The sequence below is a fragment of the Telluria sp. BA11 genome, from assembly GCF_056680305.1.
Genome location: NZ_CM155275.1, coordinates 1,144,945 through 1,166,520 on the forward strand (window position 1 = coordinate 1,144,945; position 21,576 = coordinate 1,166,520).

The following is a 21,576-nucleotide window of genomic DNA, read 5'->3' on the forward strand; positions in this document are numbered from 1 at the left end:
AGGTATCAGTGTAGTGAGGATTTACGGGCCGCCATCACGCCGGCAACCGTGTAGAACGAACCAAAGACCACAATTCTATCATTCTCCTCAACCCGGCTCAGCGCATTCGCGTAAGCGTCGGCGGGCGAATCGAAGGTAGTCACCGAAAAATCACCCGCTTTCGCGCCTGCTGGCTTCAATTCAGCGATCTTGTCGGCCAGTGCCGCAGGGTCGGCCGAGCGCGGCGAATCGAGGCGCGTGACGCACCAGTGGTCAATCACCGAGGCCATCGGCGCGATGACGGCATCGATGTCCTTGTCGTCCATGATGCCGAACACCGCGTACGTAAAGCGGTGAAAGCCCATATTGCCGAGGTTCTGCGCGAGCGTCGCCGCGGCGTGTGGATTGTGGGCCACGTCGAGCACCTGGGTCGGCCGGCCGGCCAGCACCTGGAAGCGGCCCGGCAGCTCGACCAACGCCAAACCGGCGCGGGTTTCCTGGGCGCCGCACGGCAAGGTCATGCGCAGCGCCTCGAGGGCGGCCAGCGCAGCGGACGCATTGAGCAACTGGTTGGCGCCGCGCAGGGCCGGATAGGCCAGCGAATTGCGGCGCCCGGTGCGGCCGGCAAAGCTCCACTGCTGCTGGTCGCCCTGGTAATTGAAGTCGCGGCCGAGCAGCCACAGGTCGGCGCCGATGCTGGTTGCGTGGTCGATCAGCGACTGGGGTGGCACAGGGTCGCTGCAGATCGCGGTTTTGTCGGCGCGGAAGATGCCGGCTTTCTCGAAGCCGATTTTCTCGCGCGTGTCGCCCAGATAGGCCGTGTGGTCGATGTCGATGCTGGTGACGATCGACACATCGGCATCGATCACATTGACAGCGTCCAGGCGCCCGCCCAGGCCCACTTCGAGGATGGCGACGTCGATTTCACTCGTCGACAGCAGATGGGCGATGGCCAGCGTGGTGAATTCGAAGTACGTGAGGTCGGTATCGCCGCGGGCGGCTTCGACGGCATTGAACGCAGTAATCAAGACATCATCGGACGCCATCTCGCCATTGATACGGGCGCGCTCATTGAAGTCCAGAAAGTGCGGCTTGATGTAGAGGCCGACGCGGTAGCCGGACTGCAGCAACACCGATTCAAGCATCGCGCAGGTCGAGCCCTTGCCGTTGGTGCCGGCCACCATGATCACGGGGCATGAAAACGCGAGCTGCAAGCGTTCCTTGACGGCGCGGACGCGGTCCAGGCCCATGTCGATATGGGTTTCGGCGTGACGCGATTCGAGCAGCGCCAGCCAGTCGGGCAAGGTAGTCGGAAGTGGGGACATGGTGCTCAGAAAAGAGGAAATCGGCGGCCGGTGCGGGAAATATGAAAGGCGACCGCGGGGGCCGCCGTCTGGCAAGCCCGCGCCGGTCGCCCCTGGCGATCATGTTCGCGGGTTGCCCTCGCGGCGGCCTGTGAATCGATCAGGCCAGCACTTCGGTCGCCTGGTTTTGCAGCAGGGCCAGCAGGCGCGCGATTTCTTCACGCATCTTGCGGCGGTCGACGATCATGTCGACAGCGCCCTTCTGGACCAGGAACTCGGCGCGCTGGAAGCCTTCCGGCAGTTTCTCACGCACCGTGTTCTCGATGACGCGCGGACCGGCAAAGCCGATCAGGGCTTTCGGCTCGGCGATGACGACGTCGCCCATGAACGCGAACGAGGCCGAGACACCGCCCATTGTCGGATCGGTCAGCACACTGATGAACGGCAGCTTCTTCTCGGACAGCTTGGTTAGCATCGCCGTGGTCTTGGCCATCTGCATCAGCGACAGCAAACCCTCTTGCATACGCGCGCCGCCGGTGGCGGTGATGCAAATGAACGGTACCTTCTGCTCGAGCGCGACTTGCGCGCCGCGCACGAAACGCTCACCGACCACCGAGCCCATCGAGCCACCCATGAATTCGAATTCGAAGCAGGCGACGACCACGGGCAAGCTCATGATCGAGCCACCCTGGACGATCAGCGCATCGGTCTCGCCGGTGGCTTCCATCGCGGCCTTGAGGCGGTCCGGATACTTCTTGCTGTCCTTGAACTTCAGGGTATCGACTGGCAACGTCTCCTGGCCAATGTCATAGCGGCCGCCTTCATCGAGCAGCGAATCCAGGCGCGCGCGGGCGCGGATGCGCATGTGATGGGAGCACTTCGGGCACACGTGCAGGTTGGACTCGATATCCGCCCGGTATAACACCGACTCGCACGACGGACACTTGACCCAGAGGCCCTCGGGCATGGTCTTGCGGTTAGCGGCATCGGAGCGCTGGATCCGAGGGGGCAGCAGTTTTTCCAACCAACTCATATTCTCTCCTTTGCGGCAAATCTTACAGTGAGGCGTAGTGTAGCCGCTCGGAGGCAGCTTGTCGAATCGTAGCAAGCCACCAATATTGCCAACAAAACATCACGTGCTGCCAGCACCCCGCGCCCACGGCCACCACCGCCAAACAATGAGGGTCAGAGTCGAATTGTTTGACAACTTTCGTTAATTTCCCAATAAATAGCACCGATCCTCGGCTGAATGAACGCCGAGTTTGATCTCCGAAGCAAAATGGGGGACAGAGTCACACTGATGAGCTAAATAATCAATTTCCCAACAATTAGGGTCAGAGTAGATTTATTGGGCAATTCTTCAAAGTTGTCAAACAATTCGACTCTGACCCTAATTTATTTACGCGGCAATGCTGGCGTTTATTTCGCTGGTGAAGGGATTTCGTTGACCGTGTATTCAACGCCTCCCAAGCGCGCAGCCACGATGTTATAGATCCATGCGCTCAGCATTCCTGCCAGATAGACGCTGACGATATACACGACTGAAAACAAAATGACCACGCCGGCACCAATGGGAGGCATCTCCAAGCCCGTCAGAATGGCAAGGAGAACGATCGCCAGGACTGGAAGCATAGCGACGAAATAAACTGCCGCCAACATCTTTCCAAACTGGGCCACTGCAATGTGCTTGACACGCTTTTTCATTGGACACTCCCTCAGGTTGCGCTACGGAGAGATCAATTTACTGAGGAAAAATAAAAAAGCTTTAAGCTGGCGCAATTAGCAGGAGAGATGCAGCAATACATCTGTGATAAACCCACAGGCCATAACCATTGCAACCGGACATTAAAAAGATTCGACGGGCAATCGCGAAAAGTTGTCAAACAATTCGACTCTGACCCTAATTGGATTGCAAGAACCTGGAGGCAATCACAATGAGGGGCAGCGTCGAATTAAGTGACAACATTTTCCGAAGAAATTGCTCAATAATTCGACTCTGACCCTAATTGATATGATGGTGGCGGGTTAGCGGGCGTCGAGGGCGGTGCGGATGGTGGCGGTGAAGGTACGGACGGCGTCGACGGCCTGGTCTGGCGGGCTGTTTTCGATTTCCTGGATGATGCGGCTGCCGATCACGACGGCGTCAGCCACTTCGGCGACGGCTCTCGCCGTGGCGCCGTCGCGGATGCCGAAGCCCACGCCGATCGGCAGCTTGACGTGCTCGCGGATCGCGGCCACGCGGCGGGCGACGTCGGCGGTGTCGATGGTGCCGGCGCCCGTCACGCCTTTCAGCGAGACGTAATAGCTGAAGCCGCCACCGTACTGAGCCACCTGCTTGACCCGCTCCGTGGTCGACGTTGGCGCGAGCAGGAAGATCAGGTCCAGGCCGTTGTCGCGCATCTCGGTCGCGAACGCGGCGCATTCTTCGGGCGGGTAGTCGACGACGATGGCGCCATCAGCGCCCGCTTCTTTTGCGCAGCGGATGAATTCGGTCTGGCCGATGCGCTCGATCGGGTTCGCGTAGCCCATCAGGACGACCGGCGTGTCTGGGTCGTTCTTGCGAAATTCGCGCACGAAGCCGAACACGTCTTTCAGGCCGACGTTGAATTTCAGGGCGCGCTCGCAGGCGCGCTGGATGACCGGGCCTTCGGCCATCGGGTCCGAAAATGGCACGCCCAGTTCGAGGACGTTGGCGCCGCCCTCCACCAGTGCGTGCATCAGCGGGACGGTCAGTTCGGGGCCCGGGTCACCGGCCGTGATGAAGGTGACGAGCGCGGTCTTGTTGTCCGCTTTAAGTGCGGTAAAAGTCTGTTCGATGCGGGACATGCTGGGTTCCTCTGGTAATCGGAAAAGGCGAATGCCCCGGCTGACCGGGGCACGATGGAATGGTTGATGCCGGCATCAGCCGAAATCAAGTCCCATCCGCTGCGCCACCGTGTGCATGTCCTTGTCGCCGCGGCCCGACAGATTGACCAGGATGATCTGGTCCTTCGGCAGCGTTGCCGCCAGCTTCACCGCATACGCGATCGCGTGCGACGATTCCAGTGCCGGAATGATGCCTTCGATGCGGCAGCAGTCGTGGAACGCCTGCAGCGCTTCGTCGTCCGTGATCGACACGTACTCGGCGCGCAGCGTGTCCTTCAGCCACGCGTGTTCCGGCCCGACGCCCGGATAATCCAGGCCCGCCGACACCGAATGCGTCTCGATGATCTGTCCGTTTTCATCCTGCAGCAGATAGGTGCGGTTACCGTGCAACACACCGGGCAGGCCGGAGGTCAGCGAGGCCGAGTGCTTGCCCGAATCCAGGCCCTCCCCCGCCGCTTCGACGCCCACCAGCTTGACGCCTGGCTCGCCGATGTACGGATAGAAGATACCCATCGCGTTCGAGCCGCCACCGATGCAGGCGACGACGTAGTCGGGCTGGCGCCCCGTCATCGCTGGCATCTGCACGCGGCACTCTTCGCCGATCACCGCCTGGAAGTCGCGCACCATCATCGGGTACGGGTGCGGGCCGGCCACGGTGCCGATGATGTAGAAGGTGTTTTCAATGTTCGTGACCCAGTCGCGCATCGCTTCGTTGAGCGCATCCTTGAGTGTCTTCGAGCCCGATTCCACCGGCACCACGGTCGCGCCCAGCAGCTTCATGCGGTACACGTTCTGGGCCTGGCGCTTGACGTCTTCGCTGCCCATATAGATCACGCATTCGAGGCCGAAGCGCGCGCAGATGGTGGCCGTGGCCACGCCGTGCTGGCCGGCGCCGGTTTCAGCGATGATGCGCGGCTTGCCCATGCGCCGCGCCAGCAGCGCCTGGCCGATCACGTTGTTGATCTTGTGCGCGCCGGTGTGGTTCAGGTCTTCACGCTTGAGGTAGACCTGCGCGCCGCCGGCCATTTCGGACCAGCGCCGCGCGTGGTATACGGGCGACGGCCGGCCGACGAAGTGGGCCAGCTCGTAACGGTACTCTTCGAGGAATTCAGGGTCTTGCGCGTACTTCGCATAGGCTTCGCTCAGCTCGGCCAGCGCGTGCGTCAGCGTCTCGGCGACGAACGAGCCGCCATAGGGGCCGAAGTGCCCCTGCGCGTTTGGCAGGGCGTAATCAGGGGTCTTGAACAGCGGGGCGGCGTTAGGCGCTGCCTTGAAGGGGGTGTTCTGCATGGTATGTCTCGCTATGAATAGTGGCATCGGCTGCCCGCACGGCCGCGACAAACGCGGCCATCTTGCGGGCGTCCTTGATACCTTTTGCGGCTTCGACACCACTGCTGATGTCGACGGCAAAAGGCCGAACGCGTACGACACCGTCAGTGGTGTTGTGTACGTTCAAGCCACCACTCAAAACGACCCGAGGCGCGAGCTCTTTTGGGATGAGAGACCAATCGAAGACCTTTCCTGCGCCGCCATAAGCGTCCACGTAGGTGTCAAGCAGAAGGCTTGAAAACCATGGACTGGCAGTGCGGTATGCAAGCTCACATTCTAGCAGCGTGCCAGGGATCGTGTCAGGCTTGACCCGAAACGCGCGCATGAACGGGCGCTGGACGGCCGCCGCAATGGCCGCGCACTGCTCGACCGTCTCATCGCCATGGAACTGGATCAGGGCGAGTGGCATCGCCGCCGCGACTTCCTGCACCTCGGCGAGCGTCGGATTGACGAACAGCGCGACGCCGCTGACAAACGGCGGCAAGCCGGCGCACAAGGCGCCGGCGCGCGCCGGCGTGACGTAGCGTGGGCTCTTCGGATAGAACACAAAGCCCAGGGCATCGGCGCCCACGGCGACAGCAGCGCTCAGGTCTTCTTCGCGGGTGATACCGCAGATTTTGATACGGGTACGGTGCATGAAAATCCTTACAGCCAGGGGAGCGGCGCGACCGCTTCCTGCGGCAGCTTCCAGCATGGATCGTACTCGATCCTGGCGAAATACAGGCCGTCGGGCATGAAGGTCGGTGCGGCGACGTCGCGCGAGCGGCTCTCGAGCACCTCGTGCATCCAGTCCGGCTCTTGCCGTCCCAGCCCGACATACACGAGCGAACCGACGATATTGCGCACCATGTGATGCAGGAAGGCACTGGCGCGCAGCGTAAAGACGATGATGTCGCCGTGGCGCTCGATGCGCACTTCGTGCATGTCCTTGACCGGGGTCTTGGCCTGGCAGCTCGACGCGCGAAACGCCGAGAAGTCGTGCGTGCCGATCAGATGGCGCGCGGCGTCGACCATGCGCTCGACATCGAGCGGCCGGAACATCCAGCCGGCGCGGTTCGACAGCAGCGCCGATGGCGTCGGATGGTTGTACAGCACGTAGTGGTAGGTGCGCGAGCGGGCCGAGAAGCGGGCGTGGAATTCCAGCCCGTCCTCGCCCAGTGGCACCTCTTTGGCCCAGCGCACGACAATGGAATCGGGAAGGAAGGTGTTCACGCCGCGCACCCAGGCCTGCGTCGGGCGCACCAGATCCGTGTCGAAATGGACCACCTGCTCGATCGCGTGCACGCCGGTGTCGGTACGGCCGGCACAGGTGGTGGCCAGCGGCGTGCAGGCGAACTTCTCGAGCGCCATCTCAAGGCGGTCCTGGACCGTATTGCGCTCCGGCTGTTTTTGGTAGCCGTTCCAACCAGTGCCGATGTACTGGACACCCAGAACAATCCGCGTCACGCCAGCAGCTCTCGCATCGCGCTGGCACGGCCAACCTGCTCTTTGCTGCCGCCCTTGATGACTTCATCGAGCAGCTCGCGTGCGCCTTCCTTGTCACCAATCTCCTGGTAGGCCACGGCCAGATCGAGCTTGGTTTCCATTTCCATGTGCTCGGGCGAGAGCGGCGCCGGCGCTGCATCCATGTCATCGACCGGGTCAGCATCGAACGCCGCTGGCGTCGGCGCATTGGCCGATGCCGGCAGATCCAGATCGAAGTCGAGCGCGTCGAGCGAGGTGCGCTGCGGCGTCGGCGCATCAGGCAGCGGCGGCAACGACAGCTCTTCGGGCGCCGGTACTGGCGCCGGGGTATCCGGCAGGTCGAACATGTCGAACGGATCGTCCTGGCGCGCCGCGAAGTCTTTCGGTTCGGCGCCGCCAGACGGGCGCGGCTCGGCCGGCACGCCGAAGTCCATCGCGTCCAGATCGAACAGCGGATCTTCTGACGCACTCGCGTTCGATGAGGCACGCACGGCAGGCAGCGGATCGTTCACGGGCGCCGGCGTCGCTGGCGTGACCGGTGCGCCGAAGTCCATCGAATCGAGGTCGAACAGCGGATCGCTCGGCGCGGCAGTGGCTTCTGGTTGCGGCGGACTGGCCGGCAGCGACGGCAGACCGTCGAAGTCCTTGGCCAGACCCGCCATGTCGACCGGGGTGGCCTGCACTTGCGGCTGCGGCGTCAGGTCGAGCGAAAAGTCGTCACGTGCATCGGCCGGGGCGGCCGGGGTAGCTGCGGTGGCCTGAGCCGGTTGTCCGGCAGGCGGCGCATCGAAGTCCATGTCGAATTCGAGATCATTGACGTCGGTCGACAGCGTGGATTCGGGCTTGCCTGCCGCCGCTGCCGGCGGCAGCATGTCGAAGTCGAGATCCGGCACGGCCGTGGCATCCGGGTCGGGCCGGCTTGCAGGCGCCGAGGTTGGCGTAGGCGCCTCGCGTTCAGCGTCGGTCACCGGCTCGAACGTCAGCCCGCCAAGGTCGAAGTCGAGCGTGTTGTCATCAAGGCGTGGCGCCGCCACTGGCTCGGCTTGCGGCGCTGCGGTGCGGTCCGCATCGTCTTTCGACAGCGAGAGCGCAGACGCCGCAGCGACGGCACCGGCAGCGGCCGCGCCAGCGATGGCGCCCGCACTGCTGTCGGTGCCCGCTGCCGGCTCGTCAGCACGCAGCGCATCCTGGTACTGCTGCGACAGGATGGCCTGCTGGCTGCGTTCCTGCGCCGACGGCGTGTGCGCCGGGGCTGGCGCGGCGTTCGCGTACAGCGGGTTTTGCGGATCGATCCCCAGGCCCAGCGCGGCGGCGTGTGCCCAGTCGTCGCCCTGCCCGTTCGTCAGTGCATGCAGTTCGCGCGCCTGCAGTTCGAACGCGCGGGCATCCTTGCGCGTGGCGTAGATCTCGAGCAGTTTCAAGCGCACCGGATGACGGTCCGGATGCGTGCGCAGCGCTTCCTTCAGGATTTCCTCGGCCTGCGCATCGCGGCCGTAGGCGATGTACACGTCGGCTTCGGCGACCGGATCGACTTCATTCGTATCGAGCTGGCTGGCCGATGGCGCGAAGCTCGAATTGAAGACGCTGTTGTTGGTGTCGACGCTCTGGCCGCCGCTTTCGGCGAACAGCGACTGGGCGCTGGCGCCCGGTGCGCCCAGCACCGACGGTTCGGTCGGCACCGGTTTCACAGGCGGGGCATTGCGCTTGCGGCGCTGCGCAATGCCGAACAGGATCAGGAGCAGCACCAGGAGCGCTGCGGCGATGTACAGCATATTGTCCAGCAGCGTGTCGACCAGGCCTTTTTCTGACTCCGGCGCCGGCGCCTGCTTTTTCAGGCGTGGATGCGTGACTGGCTTGGCCGGCGTCGCCACGACGGGCGCTGCTACGGCGGCCTGCTCGGCTTCGGCGCCTGCACGGCTCGGCACCGTCATCAGGTTTTCCAGTTCGCCGACGTTCTTTTCAAGTTCCTTGACGCGGGCCTCGGCCTGTTCGAGTTCGCGCTGCTTGGCCAGCGTGTCTTCGACGCTGGCGGTGCCGGTCTGCGGCGTGCCGGCGGCGCCCGCCGTGGCCTTCGACAGGCGCAGCTTGTCCTGCGCTTCGTTGGCGGCGGTCGGTTGTTCTTCGACGCGCGCGGTCACGCGCCCGGTCGCGCTCTGGCCGCCCTGCGGCGCGCTGGCCGGGGTGCTGGCGGCGACCTGGCCGGCGAGCTTGTTGCGGTAGGCGTCGAAGTCCGCCGCATGCGCCACGACCACGCCGCGCGCTTCGCTCTGGCTCGCGCCGCCACGCAGCGCGTCGCTATCGGGCACGCTCAGGATCTGGCCCGACTTCAGGCGGTTCATGTTATTGCCGATGAAGGCCTCGGGATTGGCGCGGTACAGCGCCACGAGCATCATGTCGAGCGAGATCTCGGCCGGCTTCACGCGGGTGGCGATACCACTGAGCGTATCGCCGCGACGCACGCGGTAGGTGCTCTCGGCAGCCGCGGCATCGCGCTGCGCGGCCTGGCGCTGGGCGCCCTCGCGTGCGGCGGCGATGCGGGCCCGCTCGGCCCCATCATCAACTGGTGCAGCCGCAGCAGAGGTAGACGCCGCAACGGCCGGCTGCGACGCCGCACGTGGCGCCGGGGTGCTCGCTACTTGCGCCGGCTGCGTCGTGCGCAGTTCGGCCGGGTCGAGCAGGAACGTGTACTCGCGCACCAGGCGTCCGTTATTCCAGGTCAGCTCGAGCAGCATGTCGACAAACGGTTCGTTCAGCGGCTGGCTGGAATTGACCCGGATGATCTGGCGGCCACCGCGCTGCTCGACGGCGAAACGCAGCGACAACAGCGCCGGATTGAAGTCGATGTTGGCGCTGCGGAAGGCTTCGGGCGAGGCCAGCTTGACGGCCATGCTGGCCGGGTCTTCACCGGCGCTGGTCGTCAGTTCAATCTCGGCGCGCAGTGGCTGGCCAAGTGCCGACAACACGGTCAATTTTCCAAGCCCGGCCGCGCTGGCGGCGGAAGTGACGAACACTGCACTGGCAATCGCCGCAGTGAGGGTTTTCAACGCAGGTGCCATGAGCTGAGATTGTTCCGAAAAATGCATAGTGAGCAGCGAGTAAGTTGGCCGAGGGAAAGACGGTTTCCCGGAGTCTCAACATAACATCATGCTCTAGGGCACGCAAGCGATGCGCACGTTTACAGCAGGGGGAACGGGGTGTTTTGTGGCCTGCGAGACATGCCTTTACGGGGTTCGATAACCACCAGACATGGTAGTTGCAAGGAATGCAACCGGCAATGACGAACTGGAAATAACGGGCTGGTTGCGAGGCAGCCAGCCCGGTGTGCAAAGCGTTTAACGCTCCAGCACGATGCGCAGCATGCGGCGCAGCGGCTCGGCCGCGCCCCACAGCAGCTGGTCGCCGACCGTAAACGCCGACAGGTAATCGTCACCCATCGACATCTTGCGCAGGCGGCCTACCGGGATGGTCAGCCCACCCGTGACGGCAGCCGGCGACAGGTCGCGCATCGATGCTTCGCGGTTGTTCGGCACGACCTTCGTCCACGCGTTGTGCGAGGCGATGATGTCGCTGATCTCGTCCAGCGGCACGTCCTTCGTCAGCTTGATCGTCAAAGCCTGCGAGTGGCAGCGCATCGCGCCGATGCGCACGCACAGGCCATCGACGGGAATCGGCTTGGCGTCGAAGCCTGCGCCGCGACCCAGGATCTTGTTGGTCTCGGCGCCGGCCTTCCACTCTTCTTTCGACTGGCCGTTGCCCAGGTCCTTGTCGATCCACGGGATCAGGTTGCCGGCCAGCGGCACGCCGAACTGCTTCGTTTCGTCGCTTGAGAGGCCATGCTGGGTTGCCAGCACGGTGCGGTCGATTTCCAGGATGGCCGATGCCGGATTGTCCAGCAGTGGCTTGATCGCGCTGTTGATCGTGCCGAACTGCGTGAGCAGTTCGCGCATGTGCTGCGCGCCGCCGCCCGATGCCGCCTGGTAGGTCATCGACGTCATCCACTCGACCAGGCCGGCTTCGAACAGGCCGCCCAGGCCGATCAGCATGCACGACACGGTGCAGTTGCCACCGATGTAGTTCTTGACGCCGCGCGACAGCGCCGCGTCGATCACGGCGCGGTTGACCGGATCGAGCACGATGACCGCGTCGTCGTTCATGCGCAGCGTGGACGCGGCGTCGATCCAGTAGCCGTTCCAGCCGGCCGCGCGCAGTTGCGGGAACACCTCGCTCGTGTAGTCGCCGCCCTGGCAGGAAATGATGATCTCGCATTTGGAGAGCTCCGCGATGTCGCTCGCGCTCTTCAGGGTGGTTTCATTCTTCGCCATCGCCGGCGCGGCGCCGCCCGGGTTCGACGTCGTGAAGAACACCGGCTCGATGTGGTCGAAATCGCCCTCTTCCTGCATGCGCTGCATCAGGACCGAGCCAACCATGCCGCGCCAACCTACCAGACCAACTAATTTCATCGTCTTCTTTCAGTGTGATTACAGTGTTATCCGAGCGCCGCGACGACCGCGTTGCCCATCTCTTCGGTGCCCACGCGGGTGGACCCTGCTTCGTGAATGTCCGGCGTGCGCAGACCCTGCGCCAGCACGCGCTTGACGGCGTTGTCGATGCGGTCGGCCTGCTCCGTCAGGCCAAAGGTAAAGCGCAGCATCATCGCGGCCGACAGGATCGTCGCCAGCGGATTGGCCACGCCCTGCCCCGCGATGTCCGGCGCCGAACCGTGCGACGGCTCGTACAGGCCCTTGTTGTTCGCATCGAGCGAGGCCGATGGCAGCATGCCGATCGAACCGGTCAGCATCGCGGCGGCATCCGACAGGATATCGCCGAACATGTTGCCGGTCACGAGCACATCGAATTTTTTCGGCGCCCGCACCAGTTGCATGGCGGCGTTATCGACGTACATGTGATCGAGTTCGACCCCGGCGTATTCCTTGTGGACGTCGGTGACGATATCGCGCCAGAACTGGCCCGTCTCGAGCACGTTGGCCTTGTCGACGCTGGTCACGCGCTTGTCGCGTTTCAGCGCGGCCTGGAATGCCACGTGGGCGATGCGGCGGATTTCGCCTTCGGCGTAGCGCATCGTGTCGAAGCCTTCGCGCTGCCCCTTGAACGGGCCATCCGGGCATTCGCGCACGCCACGCGGCTTGCCGAAGTAGATGTCGCCCGTCAGTTCGCGGATGATCAGGATATCCAGGCCCGACACCACCTCGGGCTTGAGGGTCGAGGCACCGGCCAGCTCCGGGTACAGGATGGCTGGGCGCAGGTTGGCGAACAGGCCCAGTTCGCGGCGCAGGCCAAGAATCGCCTGCTCGGGGCGCAGCGCGCGCTCGAGCCCATCGTATTTATAGTCGCCCACGGCGCCGAACAGCACCGCGTCGGCATCCTTGGCCAGCTTGAGCGTGCTGTCTGGCAGCGGGTGGCCGTGCGCGGCGTAGCCGGCGCCGCCCACTTCTGCGGTGTCCATCTCGAAGCGCTCACCGAGCGCGTCCAGTACCTTGACCGCCTGGGCGGTGATCTCCGGGCCGATGCCGTCACCCGGCAGGATCGCAATCTTCATGCTCGTCTTTCTTGTCTTGGTTTCTTGTCCTGGCCCGCGATCAGATCGCGTTGGCCAGCCACGGCTGGGCCGCAATATGGCGTTGTTCGAAGGTGCGGATCTCGTCCGCATGACGCAGCGTCAGGCCGATATCGTCCAGGCCATTGAGCAGGCAGTACTTGCGGAAGTCGTCGATGGCAAAGCCGAACGACAGGCTGCCGTCACGTGTGCCGATGCGCTGCTGCTCAAGGTCGATCGTCAGCTGGAAGCCCGGCTCGCGCTCGACCGCCTGGAACAATGCCTCGACTTCGTCTTCGCTCAATGCGATCGGCAGAAGGCCAATCTTGAAACAGTTGTTGAAGAAGATGTCGGCAAAACTCGGCGCGACGACGGCGCGAAAACCGAATTGCTGCAGCGCCCACGGCGCGTGCTCGCGCGACGAGCCGCAGCCGAAGTTCTTGCGCGTCAGCAGGATCGAGGCGCCCGCAAACTGCAGCTGGTTCAGCACGAAGTCGGGATTGAGCGGCCGCGCACTGTTGTCCTGCCCCGGTTCGCCGTGGTCGAGGTAACGCCATTCGTCGAACAGGTTCGGGCCGAAGCCGGTGCGCCGGATCGATTTGAGGAACTGCTTCGGGATGATGGCGTCGGTGTCGACGTTGGCGCGGTCGAGCGGCGCCACCAGGCCTTCGTGTACGGTGAACTTATCCATCTTGTCGGCCTTATTTGCCGCCGGCGCCGGTCACGACCTGGCCGACTTTCGAGACGTCGCGGCCGATGCCCGAGATCGTGTTGCAGCCGGCCAGCAGGATAGCGACGAGGGAGAGTGCGAGAGCTTTTTTCATGATGTCCTGAACGAGAAAATGGTCGTGGAATTGATCGCGATACGCCTTAACGCATCAGAGCGTGCGTACGTCGACAAAGTGCCCCGCAATCCCTGCGGCGGCAGCCATTGCGGGCGACACCAGGTGCGTGCGGCCACCCTGGCCCTGGCGGCCTTCGAAGTTGCGGTTCGACGTCGAGGCGCAGCGCTCACCCGGTTCCAGGCGGTCGGCATTCATCGCCAGGCACATCGAGCAGCCCGGCTCGCGCCATTCGAAGCCGGCGGCCAAAAAGATCTGGTCGAGGCCTTCGCGCTCGGCCTGCTCCTTGACCAGGCCCGACCCCGGCACGACCATCGCCAGCTTGACGTTGGGCGCGCGCTGGCGGCCACGCACGACATCGGCGGCGGCGCGCAGGTCTTCGATGCGCGAGTTGGTGCACGAACCGATGAACACCTTGTCGATCGCCACTTCGTCGATCGGCGTGCCCGCCGCCAGGTCCATATAGACCAGTGCTTTTTCGATGGCGCCGCGGCGCACCGGATCGTGTTCGTCGAGCGGGTCCGGCACGCGGCCGTCGATCGCAATCACCATCTCGGGCGAGGTGCCCCAAGTAACTTGCGGCTGGATGTCCTGCGCATCGAGTTCGACGACCGTGTCGAACACGGCGCCGTCGTCGCTGTGCAGCGTGCGCCAGTAGGCCACGGCCTGCTCCCACTGGTCGGCCGTGGGCGAGAGCGGCCGGTCCTTGACGTAGGCGATCGTGGTGTCGTCAACCGCCACCATGCCGGCGCGCGCGCCCGCTTCGATCGCCATATTACAGACCGTCATGCGGCCTTCCATCGACAGCGCGCGGATCGTGGAGCCACCGAACTCAATGGCGTAGCCGGTACCGCCGGCCGTGCCGATGCGCCCGATCACGGCCAACACGATGTCCTTGGCCGTCACGCCCGGGCGCAGATCGCCCTCGATCTTGACCAGCATGGCTTTGGATTTCTTGGCCAGCAGCGTTTGCGTGGCCAGCACGTGCTCGACTTCCGAGGTGCCGATGCCGTGCGCCAGGCAGCCGAAGGCACCGTGGGTCGACGTGTGCGAATCGCCGCAAACGACCGTCATGCCGGGCAGCGTGGCGCCCTGCTCCGGCCCGATCACGTGCACGATGCCCTGGCGCCGATCGTTCATATTGAAGTACGTGAGGCCGAATGCCTTGGTATTGGCGTCGAGCGTTTCGACCTGCAGGCGCGACGTGGGGTCGGCGATGCCCTGGGCGCGGTCGGTGGTGGGCACGTTATGGTCGGCCACGGCCAGCGTGCTCGATGTGCGCCATAGTCCGCGGCCCGCATCGCGCAAGCCATCGAAGGCTTGTGGGCTGGTCACTTCGTGTACCAGGTGCCGGTCGATATACAGGACGGTGGTGCCATCGGCGTCGGCACGCACGACATGGGAATCCCAGAGTTTGTCGTAGAGCGTTTTTTGCATGGTCAGTCCATTGATGCGGTGTGAGGGCGCACAGGGGGTGCGCGCGGTCGCCGGGACAGGGTGCCCGGCAGCCGGGTTTTCGATTATGCCATAGTTGTGCTGTGGTGCACCATGCCGGGGCAGCGCATGTTTATGCCAAGGACCATAACATGTGGCAAATTAAGTTTGCAAGGGGTTTGCCATGCACAAATAAAAAAAGCCCGGATCACTGACCCGGGCTTTTCCCTGCGCTTTTGCCGCCGCGTGGCGGTGGCACTGCGTGATGCAACGTTATGCTGCCAGGCGCACGCTGCTGCGGCAACCGTCCATCAGGAACGACAGGCCCACGACCAGCACCAGCTCACCCTCGGCCGAACGCGCCGTGCCGGTGATACCTTCGACGGACAATGCGGTCATCGGCTTGATGACCAGGTCGGCCGTGCCATCGACCGCTTCCATCGCCAGGATGTACGGTTGTGGTGCATTGATGACGATGCCGACCTTTTCGGAACCGGCCTCGTAACCCAGCGCCAGCGCCAGCGAACGCACCGGCAGCGGACGGCCCTGGTCTTTCAGCACCGGGGCGCCGCCGACACAGGCGAATTCGTCCGGCAGCTCGACGACGCGCTCGACGACGGCCATCGGCAGCGCCAGTTGCGCGCCCGACGTCGACACCAGCATCGTCGGCACGATCGACAGTTCGATCGGCAGGCGGATTGCAAAGCGCGTGCCCTTGCCCATCTGCGATTCGATGCGGATGGCGCCGCGGTTCTTCTCCACCGCCGTCTTGACCACGTCCATGCCCACGCCACGGCCCGAGACCGAGGAAGCGACTTCCTTGGTCGAGAAGCCCGGCAGGAACACCAGCTGGTAGGCGTCTTCGTCGCTCTGCGCGCCGTTTTCGCCGATCAGGCCCTTGTCCATGGCGATCTTGCGCAGGCGGCTCGGATCCATGCCCTTGCCGTCATCCTGCAGCACGATCATGACACTGTTGGCTTCCTGCCAGGCTTTCAGCAGGATAAAGGCCTTGGCCGGCTTGCCGTTGGCGACGCGGTCGGCAGGCGACTCGACACCGTGGTCCAGCGCGTTACGCAGCATGTGCACCAGCGGATCGTACAGGCTGTCCACAACGACGCGGTCGACTTCGGTCTCGGCGCCTTCGATGGTCAGTTCGACGTCCTTGCCCAGGTCTTTCGCCAGCTCGCGCACGAGGCGCGGGAATTTCTGGAACAGGCGGCCCACCGGCTGCATGCGGGTGGCCAGCGTGGCGCGCTGCAGTTCGGCCGAATAGCGCGAGGCGCGTTCCAGCGTTTCGGCCAGCGTGGCGATCAGCGTCGCAGCCTGGCCTTCGAACTTGAATTGCTGCAGGCGTTCGAGCAGCACAGCGGCCTGGTTTGCAGCCTGAACCGATTCGCCGGCCACTTCGAGCAGCGCGTCGAGCTTGACCGCATCGATGCGGATGCTTTCGTCCTTGGCCGGTGCGTTGGCGACCGGCTTGGTGTCATTGCGGCGTTCGGTACCGTCCCAGCCTTTGCCGCCGACTGCGGGGGCTGCCGTGGTGGCGACTGCCGTGGACGGGGTGGCGGTGGCGGCTGCGGGTGCGGCTTGGGCAACCGCAGGCGCAGGCGTTGCGGTGCTGACGGCAGCAGCAACGACTGGTTCGCCGGCGATGGCGTGGGCGGCCGGGACCACCGTGTTGTACATGCCGACCCAGTCCAGGCCATCGTCGCCGACGACCGGCGCGGCTACAACTGGCGCTTCCACGGGTGCCTGCACCACTGGCGCGGCGACTGACGCCGGCGCGCTGTTGCCCTTGCCTTCGATCGCGTCCATCAGGATGCGTTCGAGGTCGGCCGGCATCTGCGCCAGGCCTTCCGGTGGCGTGCCGTTGTTCAGGTCACCCAACTGGTCGGCCACGAAGCCCGATGCCTGCAGCGCTGCTTCGATCGCGATCGGTGTAACCGGCGCGGCGCCGGTGCGCAGCGCGTCGAACAGGTTCTCGGTCAGGTGGCAGGCCGCGACCAGCGCGGGCAGGCCCATGAAACCGGCGCCGCCCTTGATCGTGTGGAACGACCGGAACACCGCATTCAGGGTTTCCTTGTTGTCGGGATCGCGTTCGAGGCGCAGCAGGTGCTCTTCGACATTGACCGCCAGATCCATCGCCTCGACGACGAAATCCTTCAGCATATCGTCCATTAGAATCCCAGATCGGCAAGTAGATCGTCAACGTTGTCCTGGTTCAGCGCCGCTTGCGGCACTGACGGGCCTTGCATCAGTGGTTCCGGTGTTGCCTGCTTCTGCGCCAGCTTTTCCTTGAGGTCAGGTGGTGCATTGTCGCGCAGCAGCTGGGCCAGCTCGCCCTCGACGGCCTGCGTGATCTTGACCACTTTCTTGATCAGCTGGCCGGTGATGTCCTGGAAGTCCTGGGCCATCATGATTTCAAGCAGGCGCGCCTTTTCGGCTTCGGTAGCGGCCGTCACGCTGGTGGCGAACTGGCGCGAATCGCCGGCCAGTGCCTTGAATTCGTCCAGGCTCAGCTTGCCGTCGAACAGGTCGCCCCAGCGCAGTTCCATGTCTTTCGACTGCTTCGACAGCACATCCTGCGCCGGCATGCCTTCGTCGAGCGTGTTCAGGACCTTGTTGGCAGCCTGTTCGGTCAGCGTGGCGACATACTCGAGGCGGTCCTGTGCGTCGACGATCTGCGACGACGCTTCATTGAGCGCCTTGTCGTAGCCCAGTTCGCGCAGTGAGTCGTGCAGCAGGCGCACGATGCCGCCGAGGCGCTCGAACATGCCGCTGTTTTCGCCACCTTCTTCGCCAGCGGCCGGGGTCGCGCTCGTGCTTGCAGCGGCGCTCGACGGTGCAGCGGCAGCTGGTGCAGCGGGTGCAGCGGGGGCAGTCGATGTGGCGGTAGGGGACACCTGGTCGAACAGCGAATCGAGGTCGTCCTCGTCGTTGCTGGCAGCGGCTGCCAGGGCAGGCGCTGCCACGGGGGCCGCGGAAGCAGGACTTGGCGAAGCGCTGGTGCGCTGCGCCGCCACTTCCTCGAATAGTGCGTCGAAATCGTCAGCGGCGTTGGTCATAATCCCTGCTTCTCCATAATATAAATTCGCAATCAGCTCTGCAATACTGGGGGTGTTGCGTCCACCGGGCCCGTCATTTCCGCGCCCATCGATGGGACTAGTGTTGCCTGCGAGTGTATCAGCGTGGTTGCCGTAGGTAAATCTAAGAGAAGGCAATGCAACAAAATGGACGTGAAAACTTAGTTCCGCGACAATTAAAACGTGTAATTCCTGATCGTTTTTATATGCTTGGTGTTGTATTTTGTGATCGTGCTGTTGTTTTCCGTGAGAAAGTGTCGCATCCGGACGGTCACCTGACGTTTGAGCGAACTCAACACTTTGCGTTTTCAACACTGGCCATTCGGCATATGGTTGTCAGAATGGAGATGCCCTGAGGAGAATCATCATGTATCGAAAAATTTTGATTACAACCGACGGGTCCGCCGTCTCCCAGCACACCGCCTGCGCGGGCGTCAAGTTTGCCCAGCAACTGGGCGCTGAAGTGCTGGCCCTGTTCGTCGCGCCCGAGTACCAGTATCCGGTGTACGTCGAGATTATCCCGCCCTCGTATCCCAGCGAAGAAGAATACGTGGCCCAGATGCGCCGGATGGGTGAGGAATACATGGGCAAGATCACGCGCTCCTGCGCGTCGGCCAATCTTGCGCACCGCTGCCTGACGGCGTTTTCGGATACGGCAGCGCTCAAGATCGTCGACGTCGCCGAGCAGGAAGGCTGCGACCTGATCTTCATGGGCTCGCATGGCCGCAGTGGCTGGAACCAGTTACTGCTGGGCAGTGTCACGAACAAGGTGCTGTCGCATACCGCCAAGCCGGTGCTGGTCCACCGGCTGATCGCCGAGCCCGCAGTCTGAACGCGACAACACCGTCTGCAATTCGCACCAAGCCATCCAGGGCAACCCGCAGTATTGATAGCAGGACTTACCCCGGGAAACGTGTTTAACTGAACAACGGTTTCCGGGGTAGGAAACCTCTTAATGTGTGAGGAATCGACATGGTCAGAATTGTCATCGCGGACGATCACACGATCATGCGCGAAGGTCTCAAACGTATCCTGGAGGGCGCCGAAGAAGTTGACATTGTCGGCGAAGCAACCAATGGGTTCGAGGTACTGGCCCTGGTGCGCCAGGGCGGTTTCGACCTGTTGCTGCTCGACTTGTCGATGCCCGGGCGCAGCGGTGTCGACCTGATCCGCCAAGTGCGCAGCGAAGCGCCCAAGCTGGCCATTCTCATCCTCACGATGCACGAAGAAGAGCAATACGCCGTGCGCGCGATCCGGGCTGGCGCCCAGGGCTACCTGACGAAGGAAAGCGCGGGCACGCAGTTGGTGGGCGCCATCCGCAAGGTGGCTTCGGGGCGCCCTTATATCAGTACCGAGGTCGCAGAGCAATTGGCCCTGAATATCATGGCGCCAAGCGAGCAATTGCTTCACAAGCAGTTATCCGACCGCGAATTTGAGGTATTTTCCCATCTCGTGGGTGGGAAATCGATTACCGAGATCGCTAACGGCCTGCATCTTTCCGTCAAGACGGTGAGCACCCACAAAACCCGCATCATGCAGAAAATGGGCATGAGTTCGCTCTCGGAAATGGTGCAATACGCTGTGGCGCACCGCCTGCTCTCGCCGATGAAAGCCTGAGCACGGCGGGGGTTGTGACCTCACACCGACCTCCCGATCCGATGTTGCGCAACAACTGCGCCCACAAACTAGTTTGTTCAAAAACAAAGTTCTGACCTTCCTGTTTCACCCCTCCGTCAGTCGGGCAACGCCGCTTGCCAGTAGGAATTATCCTACAAACCTACCATCTGTCCTACCTACATATTCAGGCAACGCTGATAGTCGTGCCGGGCTCGTGTTGGCATACTGAATTCGCCGCTTTGACTTGCTCGCGATCCAAGTCACAGCGTCAGCCGCTAGCAATCAATGGCACGGCAGATGTGCGTCAACTTCGGCTGTGCCGCCGGGGTCGCCTCAAACCCTGAGTTTCTCACCGGAGAAGAGCATGCAGTCTCAGCCACCGTCAGAACCACGCAACGCCAACCAGCCGACCCTGCATTCCCCAATGGAGGCCGGTCGCCAGCGCCAGGGCCGACTCTGGTCCAACCTCAAGGAAGTCTGCGACCTGCTGCGTATCCAGGCCAGCGTCTCGGTAAGCTCCGAAGAACTGTTGTTCCAGCACGTCCAGTTCAAGACCGGCCAGCGCGTTCACACCATCGGGCAGGCCTTCGACACCTTGTACATCGTCAACTCGGGCTTTCTCAAGACCGTGCTGATCGACGAATTCGGCAACGAGCAGGTGCTCAGCTTTCCGATGAAGGGCGACATGCTCGGCGTCGACGGCATCCACACGCGCCACTATGCGTCCGAGGCAGTGGCCCTGTCCGATTGCGACCTGATCCTGCTGCCATTCAAGAAGCTGACGGCGCTGGGCCGCGTGCACAACGAACTCGAGAACATGATGTACGGCGTCATGAGCCGCGAACTGGTGCGTGAACAAACGATGATCGGCATGCTCGGCGCCCTGTCGGCCGAGGCGCGTGTGGCACGCTTTCTCGTGTCGCTGGCCGACCGCTTTGCCGCGATGGGCTACTCGAGTAAACTCTTCAACCTGCGCATGACCCGCCACGAGATCGGCAGCTACCTTGGCCTCACGCTCGAAACCGTCAGCCGTACGCTGTCGGCCTTCAACGAGATCGGCATGATCACGGTCGACCAGCGCACCATCGGCATCAAGGACGCCGAATCGCTCAAGACATTGCGCCGCCTGCCCCCATCGCGTTCACGCACGAAGGCAAGCGCCAAGCAAAAAGCCGAGCTCGATCAATCGGGCGACGATCAGGTACTGGCCACGGCCTGAAACCCGTCCGCCCAACGACCAACGCCCGCCAGTGATGGCGGGCGTTGTCATTGGTGCGTACTGTCCGGATTACTCTTGCTTGTCGAGCGTCAGCACGCCATCGTTGACGCGCACCCGGTCGCCGGTCCGGTAGCCGGGATTGTTGGCAAACTCCAGCACCTGCGTCGTGTCGGTCGTATTCATGCGCACCGTCACGCGGAAGTACTGGCGCGCCGTGGCGTCACTGGCCAATGGCCGTGGATTGGGCAAGGCGCCCTGCACGGTTTCCACTTTCTCGATGATGCCGCAGCTGGTGCAGTAGCGGGCCACGCGCGGGCGCTCGGTCGTACGCGGGGCTGGCGGTGGCGCAGCGCCGGGCACGGCGGCGGCGATACGCGAATCCTTGGTTGCCAGCTGGCGCGTGTCGTCCGCGGGCTGCGCCGCGTCGCTGCGCACAAGCGACTCGCGCAGCACGCTCGTGGCGACCTCGTTCCCCATGCGTAGTTCGGCCGTCACGCGGCTGTCGGCCTTCAGGCGGTCACGCGTGCCGATGACGTAGTGACCTGTGTACTGGCCGGGTTCGACTTCGGTCAGATGCAGCGCACGGTTCGCGCCATCCAGGTTCAGCGTGGCGTTGCCGCCCGGCGTGCCATACAGGTCGAACTGCAGGCGGACACCCTGGTCGAGCCGCGCGACTTCTTCGACATTGAAACCATTGATTGCCGGCGTGGCGGTGCGGCTTTGCGGCGCAGACTGCGCCAGGGCGCTGCCGCTGGCGGTCAACAGTACCGTGGCTGGCGCCATGGCGGCGGCGATGGTGCACATCATGAGGCGTAGTTTCATTGGCGTTCTCCTGGCATCAGCGGGTCAATGGATCAGTGGCCGACCTTACGCCTGCGATCGCCCC

Annotated in this window: 20 protein-coding genes; 4 read left to right on the forward strand and 16 right to left on the reverse strand. The window is 63.4% G+C overall.

Annotation, left to right across the window (positions count from 1 at the left end):
- Positions 1-5 precede the first annotated feature (5 nt).
- The 15 genes from folC to AC1MGT_RS05110 form a co-directional block, all read right to left on the reverse strand.
- Positions 6-1,304: a bifunctional tetrahydrofolate synthase/dihydrofolate synthase gene (folC, locus tag AC1MGT_RS05040; protein ID WP_499503262.1), complete on the reverse strand. Its 1,299-nt coding sequence runs from the start codon at positions 1,302-1,304 to the stop codon at positions 6-8.
- 139 nt (positions 1,305-1,443) lie between these two features.
- Entirely contained in the window at positions 1,444-2,316 is an 873-nt protein-coding gene (gene accD / locus AC1MGT_RS05045; protein ID WP_183555523.1) for an acetyl-CoA carboxylase, carboxyltransferase subunit beta, read from the reverse strand.
- Positions 2,317-2,702: 386 nt separating this feature from the next.
- Positions 2,703-2,987 carry a hypothetical protein gene (locus AC1MGT_RS05050; RefSeq protein WP_499503263.1) on the reverse strand — a complete coding sequence of 95 codons (285 nt, stop codon included), beginning with the start codon at positions 2,985-2,987 and terminating at the stop codon, positions 2,703-2,705.
- Between the two features lie 321 nt (positions 2,988-3,308).
- Complete coding sequence (gene trpA / locus AC1MGT_RS05055; RefSeq protein ID WP_499503264.1) at positions 3,309-4,109, reverse strand: tryptophan synthase subunit alpha; 801 nt, start codon at positions 4,107-4,109, stop codon at positions 3,309-3,311.
- Between the two features lie 75 nt (positions 4,110-4,184).
- Positions 4,185-5,438, reverse strand: coding sequence for a tryptophan synthase subunit beta (gene trpB, locus AC1MGT_RS05060; RefSeq protein ID WP_482899646.1), 1,254 nt, complete (start codon positions 5,436-5,438; stop codon positions 4,185-4,187).
- On the reverse strand, positions 5,407-6,114 hold the full coding sequence (locus tag AC1MGT_RS05065) for a phosphoribosylanthranilate isomerase (protein ID WP_499503265.1): 708 nt from the start codon (positions 6,112-6,114) through the stop codon (positions 5,407-5,409). The genes trpB and AC1MGT_RS05065 overlap by 32 nt, the downstream gene beginning before the upstream one ends.
- An 8-nt stretch (positions 6,115-6,122) precedes the next feature.
- On the reverse strand, positions 6,123-6,923 hold the full coding sequence (gene truA, locus AC1MGT_RS05070; RefSeq protein WP_499503266.1) for a tRNA pseudouridine(38-40) synthase TruA: 801 nt from the start codon (positions 6,921-6,923) through the stop codon (positions 6,123-6,125).
- Positions 6,920-9,985 (reverse strand): motility hub landmark protein FimV, encoded by a 3,066-nt coding sequence (locus AC1MGT_RS05075; RefSeq protein ID WP_499503268.1) that lies wholly within the window; start codon positions 9,983-9,985, stop codon positions 6,920-6,922. The genes truA and AC1MGT_RS05075 overlap by 4 nt, the downstream gene beginning before the upstream one ends.
- Positions 9,986-10,273: 288 nt before the next feature.
- On the reverse strand, positions 10,274-11,401 hold the full coding sequence (asd, locus tag AC1MGT_RS05080) for an aspartate-semialdehyde dehydrogenase (protein ID WP_499503269.1): 1,128 nt from the start codon (positions 11,399-11,401) through the stop codon (positions 10,274-10,276).
- Positions 11,402-11,427: 26 nt separating this feature from the next.
- The gene (gene leuB, locus AC1MGT_RS05085; RefSeq protein WP_499503270.1) at positions 11,428-12,498 is read right to left on the reverse strand and encodes a 3-isopropylmalate dehydrogenase; all 1,071 of its coding nucleotides are present in this window, start codon (positions 12,496-12,498) and stop codon (positions 11,428-11,430) included.
- A gap of 40 nt (positions 12,499-12,538) precedes the next feature.
- Positions 12,539-13,186 (reverse strand): 3-isopropylmalate dehydratase small subunit, encoded by a 648-nt coding sequence (gene leuD / locus AC1MGT_RS05090; RefSeq protein WP_499503271.1) that lies wholly within the window; start codon positions 13,184-13,186, stop codon positions 12,539-12,541.
- 10 nt (positions 13,187-13,196) lie between these two features.
- Positions 13,197-13,319 (reverse strand): hypothetical protein, encoded by a 123-nt coding sequence (locus AC1MGT_RS05095; RefSeq protein WP_343025160.1) that lies wholly within the window; start codon positions 13,317-13,319, stop codon positions 13,197-13,199.
- 54 nt (positions 13,320-13,373) lie between these two features.
- The gene (gene leuC / locus AC1MGT_RS05100; protein WP_499503272.1) at positions 13,374-14,774 is read right to left on the reverse strand and encodes a 3-isopropylmalate dehydratase large subunit; all 1,401 of its coding nucleotides are present in this window, start codon (positions 14,772-14,774) and stop codon (positions 13,374-13,376) included.
- Between the two features lie 270 nt (positions 14,775-15,044).
- Positions 15,045-16,949 (reverse strand): chemotaxis protein CheA, encoded by a 1,905-nt coding sequence (locus tag AC1MGT_RS05105; RefSeq protein WP_499503273.1) that lies wholly within the window; start codon positions 16,947-16,949, stop codon positions 15,045-15,047.
- Positions 16,949-17,836 carry a protein phosphatase CheZ gene (locus AC1MGT_RS05110; protein WP_499503274.1) on the reverse strand — a complete coding sequence of 296 codons (888 nt, stop codon included), beginning with the start codon at positions 17,834-17,836 and terminating at the stop codon, positions 16,949-16,951. The genes AC1MGT_RS05105 and AC1MGT_RS05110 overlap by 1 nt, the downstream gene beginning before the upstream one ends.
- A 155-nt stretch (positions 17,837-17,991) precedes the next feature.
- Here AC1MGT_RS05110 and AC1MGT_RS05115 point away from each other — a divergent pair, with 155 nt between their 5' ends.
- From AC1MGT_RS05115 to AC1MGT_RS05130, 4 genes are all read left to right on the forward strand, one after another.
- The gene (locus tag AC1MGT_RS05115) at positions 17,992-18,210 is read left to right on the forward strand and encodes a hypothetical protein (protein ID WP_499503275.1); all 219 of its coding nucleotides are present in this window, start codon (positions 17,992-17,994) and stop codon (positions 18,208-18,210) included.
- 11 nt (positions 18,211-18,221) lie between these two features.
- Positions 18,222-18,686: a universal stress protein gene (locus AC1MGT_RS05120; protein WP_499503276.1), complete on the forward strand. Its 465-nt coding sequence runs from the start codon at positions 18,222-18,224 to the stop codon at positions 18,684-18,686.
- A gap of 140 nt (positions 18,687-18,826) precedes the next feature.
- Positions 18,827-19,471 carry a response regulator gene (locus tag AC1MGT_RS05125; RefSeq protein WP_183555538.1) on the forward strand — a complete coding sequence of 215 codons (645 nt, stop codon included), beginning with the start codon at positions 18,827-18,829 and terminating at the stop codon, positions 19,469-19,471.
- 424 nt (positions 19,472-19,895) lie between these two features.
- Positions 19,896-20,690, forward strand: coding sequence for a Crp/Fnr family transcriptional regulator (locus tag AC1MGT_RS05130; RefSeq protein ID WP_258835976.1), 795 nt, complete (start codon positions 19,896-19,898; stop codon positions 20,688-20,690).
- Positions 20,691-20,759: 69 nt separating this feature from the next.
- On the opposite strand, the gene AC1MGT_RS05135 is transcribed toward AC1MGT_RS05130, so the two are convergent.
- Positions 20,760-21,512 carry a hypothetical protein gene (locus tag AC1MGT_RS05135; protein WP_499503277.1) on the reverse strand — a complete coding sequence of 251 codons (753 nt, stop codon included), beginning with the start codon at positions 21,510-21,512 and terminating at the stop codon, positions 20,760-20,762.
- Positions 21,513-21,576 lie beyond the last annotated feature (64 nt).

Coding starts and splice junctions, on each gene's coding strand:
- folC (WP_499503262.1), bottom strand. CDS start 1,304: ATGTCCCCACTTCCGACTACCTTGCCCGACTGGCTGGCGCTGCTCGAA.
- accD (WP_183555523.1), bottom strand. CDS start 2,316: ATGAGTTGGTTGGAAAAACTGCTGCCCCCTCGGATCCAGCGCTCCGAT.
- AC1MGT_RS05050 (WP_499503263.1), bottom strand. CDS start 2,987: ATGAAAAAGCGTGTCAAGCACATTGCAGTGGCCCAGTTTGGAAAGATG.
- trpA (WP_499503264.1), bottom strand. CDS start 4,109: ATGTCCCGCATCGAACAGACTTTTACCGCACTTAAAGCGGACAACAAG.
- trpB (WP_482899646.1), bottom strand. CDS start 5,438: ATGCAGAACACCCCCTTCAAGGCAGCGCCTAACGCCGCCCCGCTGTTC.
- AC1MGT_RS05065 (WP_499503265.1), bottom strand. CDS start 6,114: ATGCACCGTACCCGTATCAAAATCTGCGGTATCACCCGCGAAGAAGAC.
- asd (WP_499503269.1), bottom strand. CDS start 11,401: ATGAAATTAGTTGGTCTGGTAGGTTGGCGCGGCATGGTTGGCTCGGTC.
- leuB (WP_499503270.1), bottom strand. CDS start 12,498: ATGAAGATTGCGATCCTGCCGGGTGACGGCATCGGCCCGGAGATCACC.
- leuD (WP_499503271.1), bottom strand. CDS start 13,186: ATGGATAAGTTCACCGTACACGAAGGCCTGGTGGCGCCGCTCGACCGC.
- AC1MGT_RS05095 (WP_343025160.1), bottom strand. CDS start 13,319: ATGAAAAAAGCTCTCGCACTCTCCCTCGTCGCTATCCTGCTGGCCGGC.
- leuC (WP_499503272.1), bottom strand. CDS start 14,774: ATGCAAAAAACGCTCTACGACAAACTCTGGGATTCCCATGTCGTGCGT.
- AC1MGT_RS05105 (WP_499503273.1), bottom strand. CDS start 16,949: ATGGACGATATGCTGAAGGATTTCGTCGTCGAGGCGATGGATCTGGCG.
- AC1MGT_RS05110 (WP_499503274.1), bottom strand. CDS start 17,836: ATGACCAACGCCGCTGACGATTTCGACGCACTATTCGAGGAAGTGGCG.
- AC1MGT_RS05115 (WP_499503275.1), top strand. CDS start 17,992: ATGCAACAAAATGGACGTGAAAACTTAGTTCCGCGACAATTAAAACGT.
- AC1MGT_RS05120 (WP_499503276.1), top strand. CDS start 18,222: ATGTATCGAAAAATTTTGATTACAACCGACGGGTCCGCCGTCTCCCAG.
- AC1MGT_RS05125 (WP_183555538.1), top strand. CDS start 18,827: ATGGTCAGAATTGTCATCGCGGACGATCACACGATCATGCGCGAAGGT.
- AC1MGT_RS05130 (WP_258835976.1), top strand. CDS start 19,896: ATGGAGGCCGGTCGCCAGCGCCAGGGCCGACTCTGGTCCAACCTCAAG.
- AC1MGT_RS05135 (WP_499503277.1), bottom strand. CDS start 21,512: ATGAAACTACGCCTCATGATGTGCACCATCGCCGCCGCCATGGCGCCA.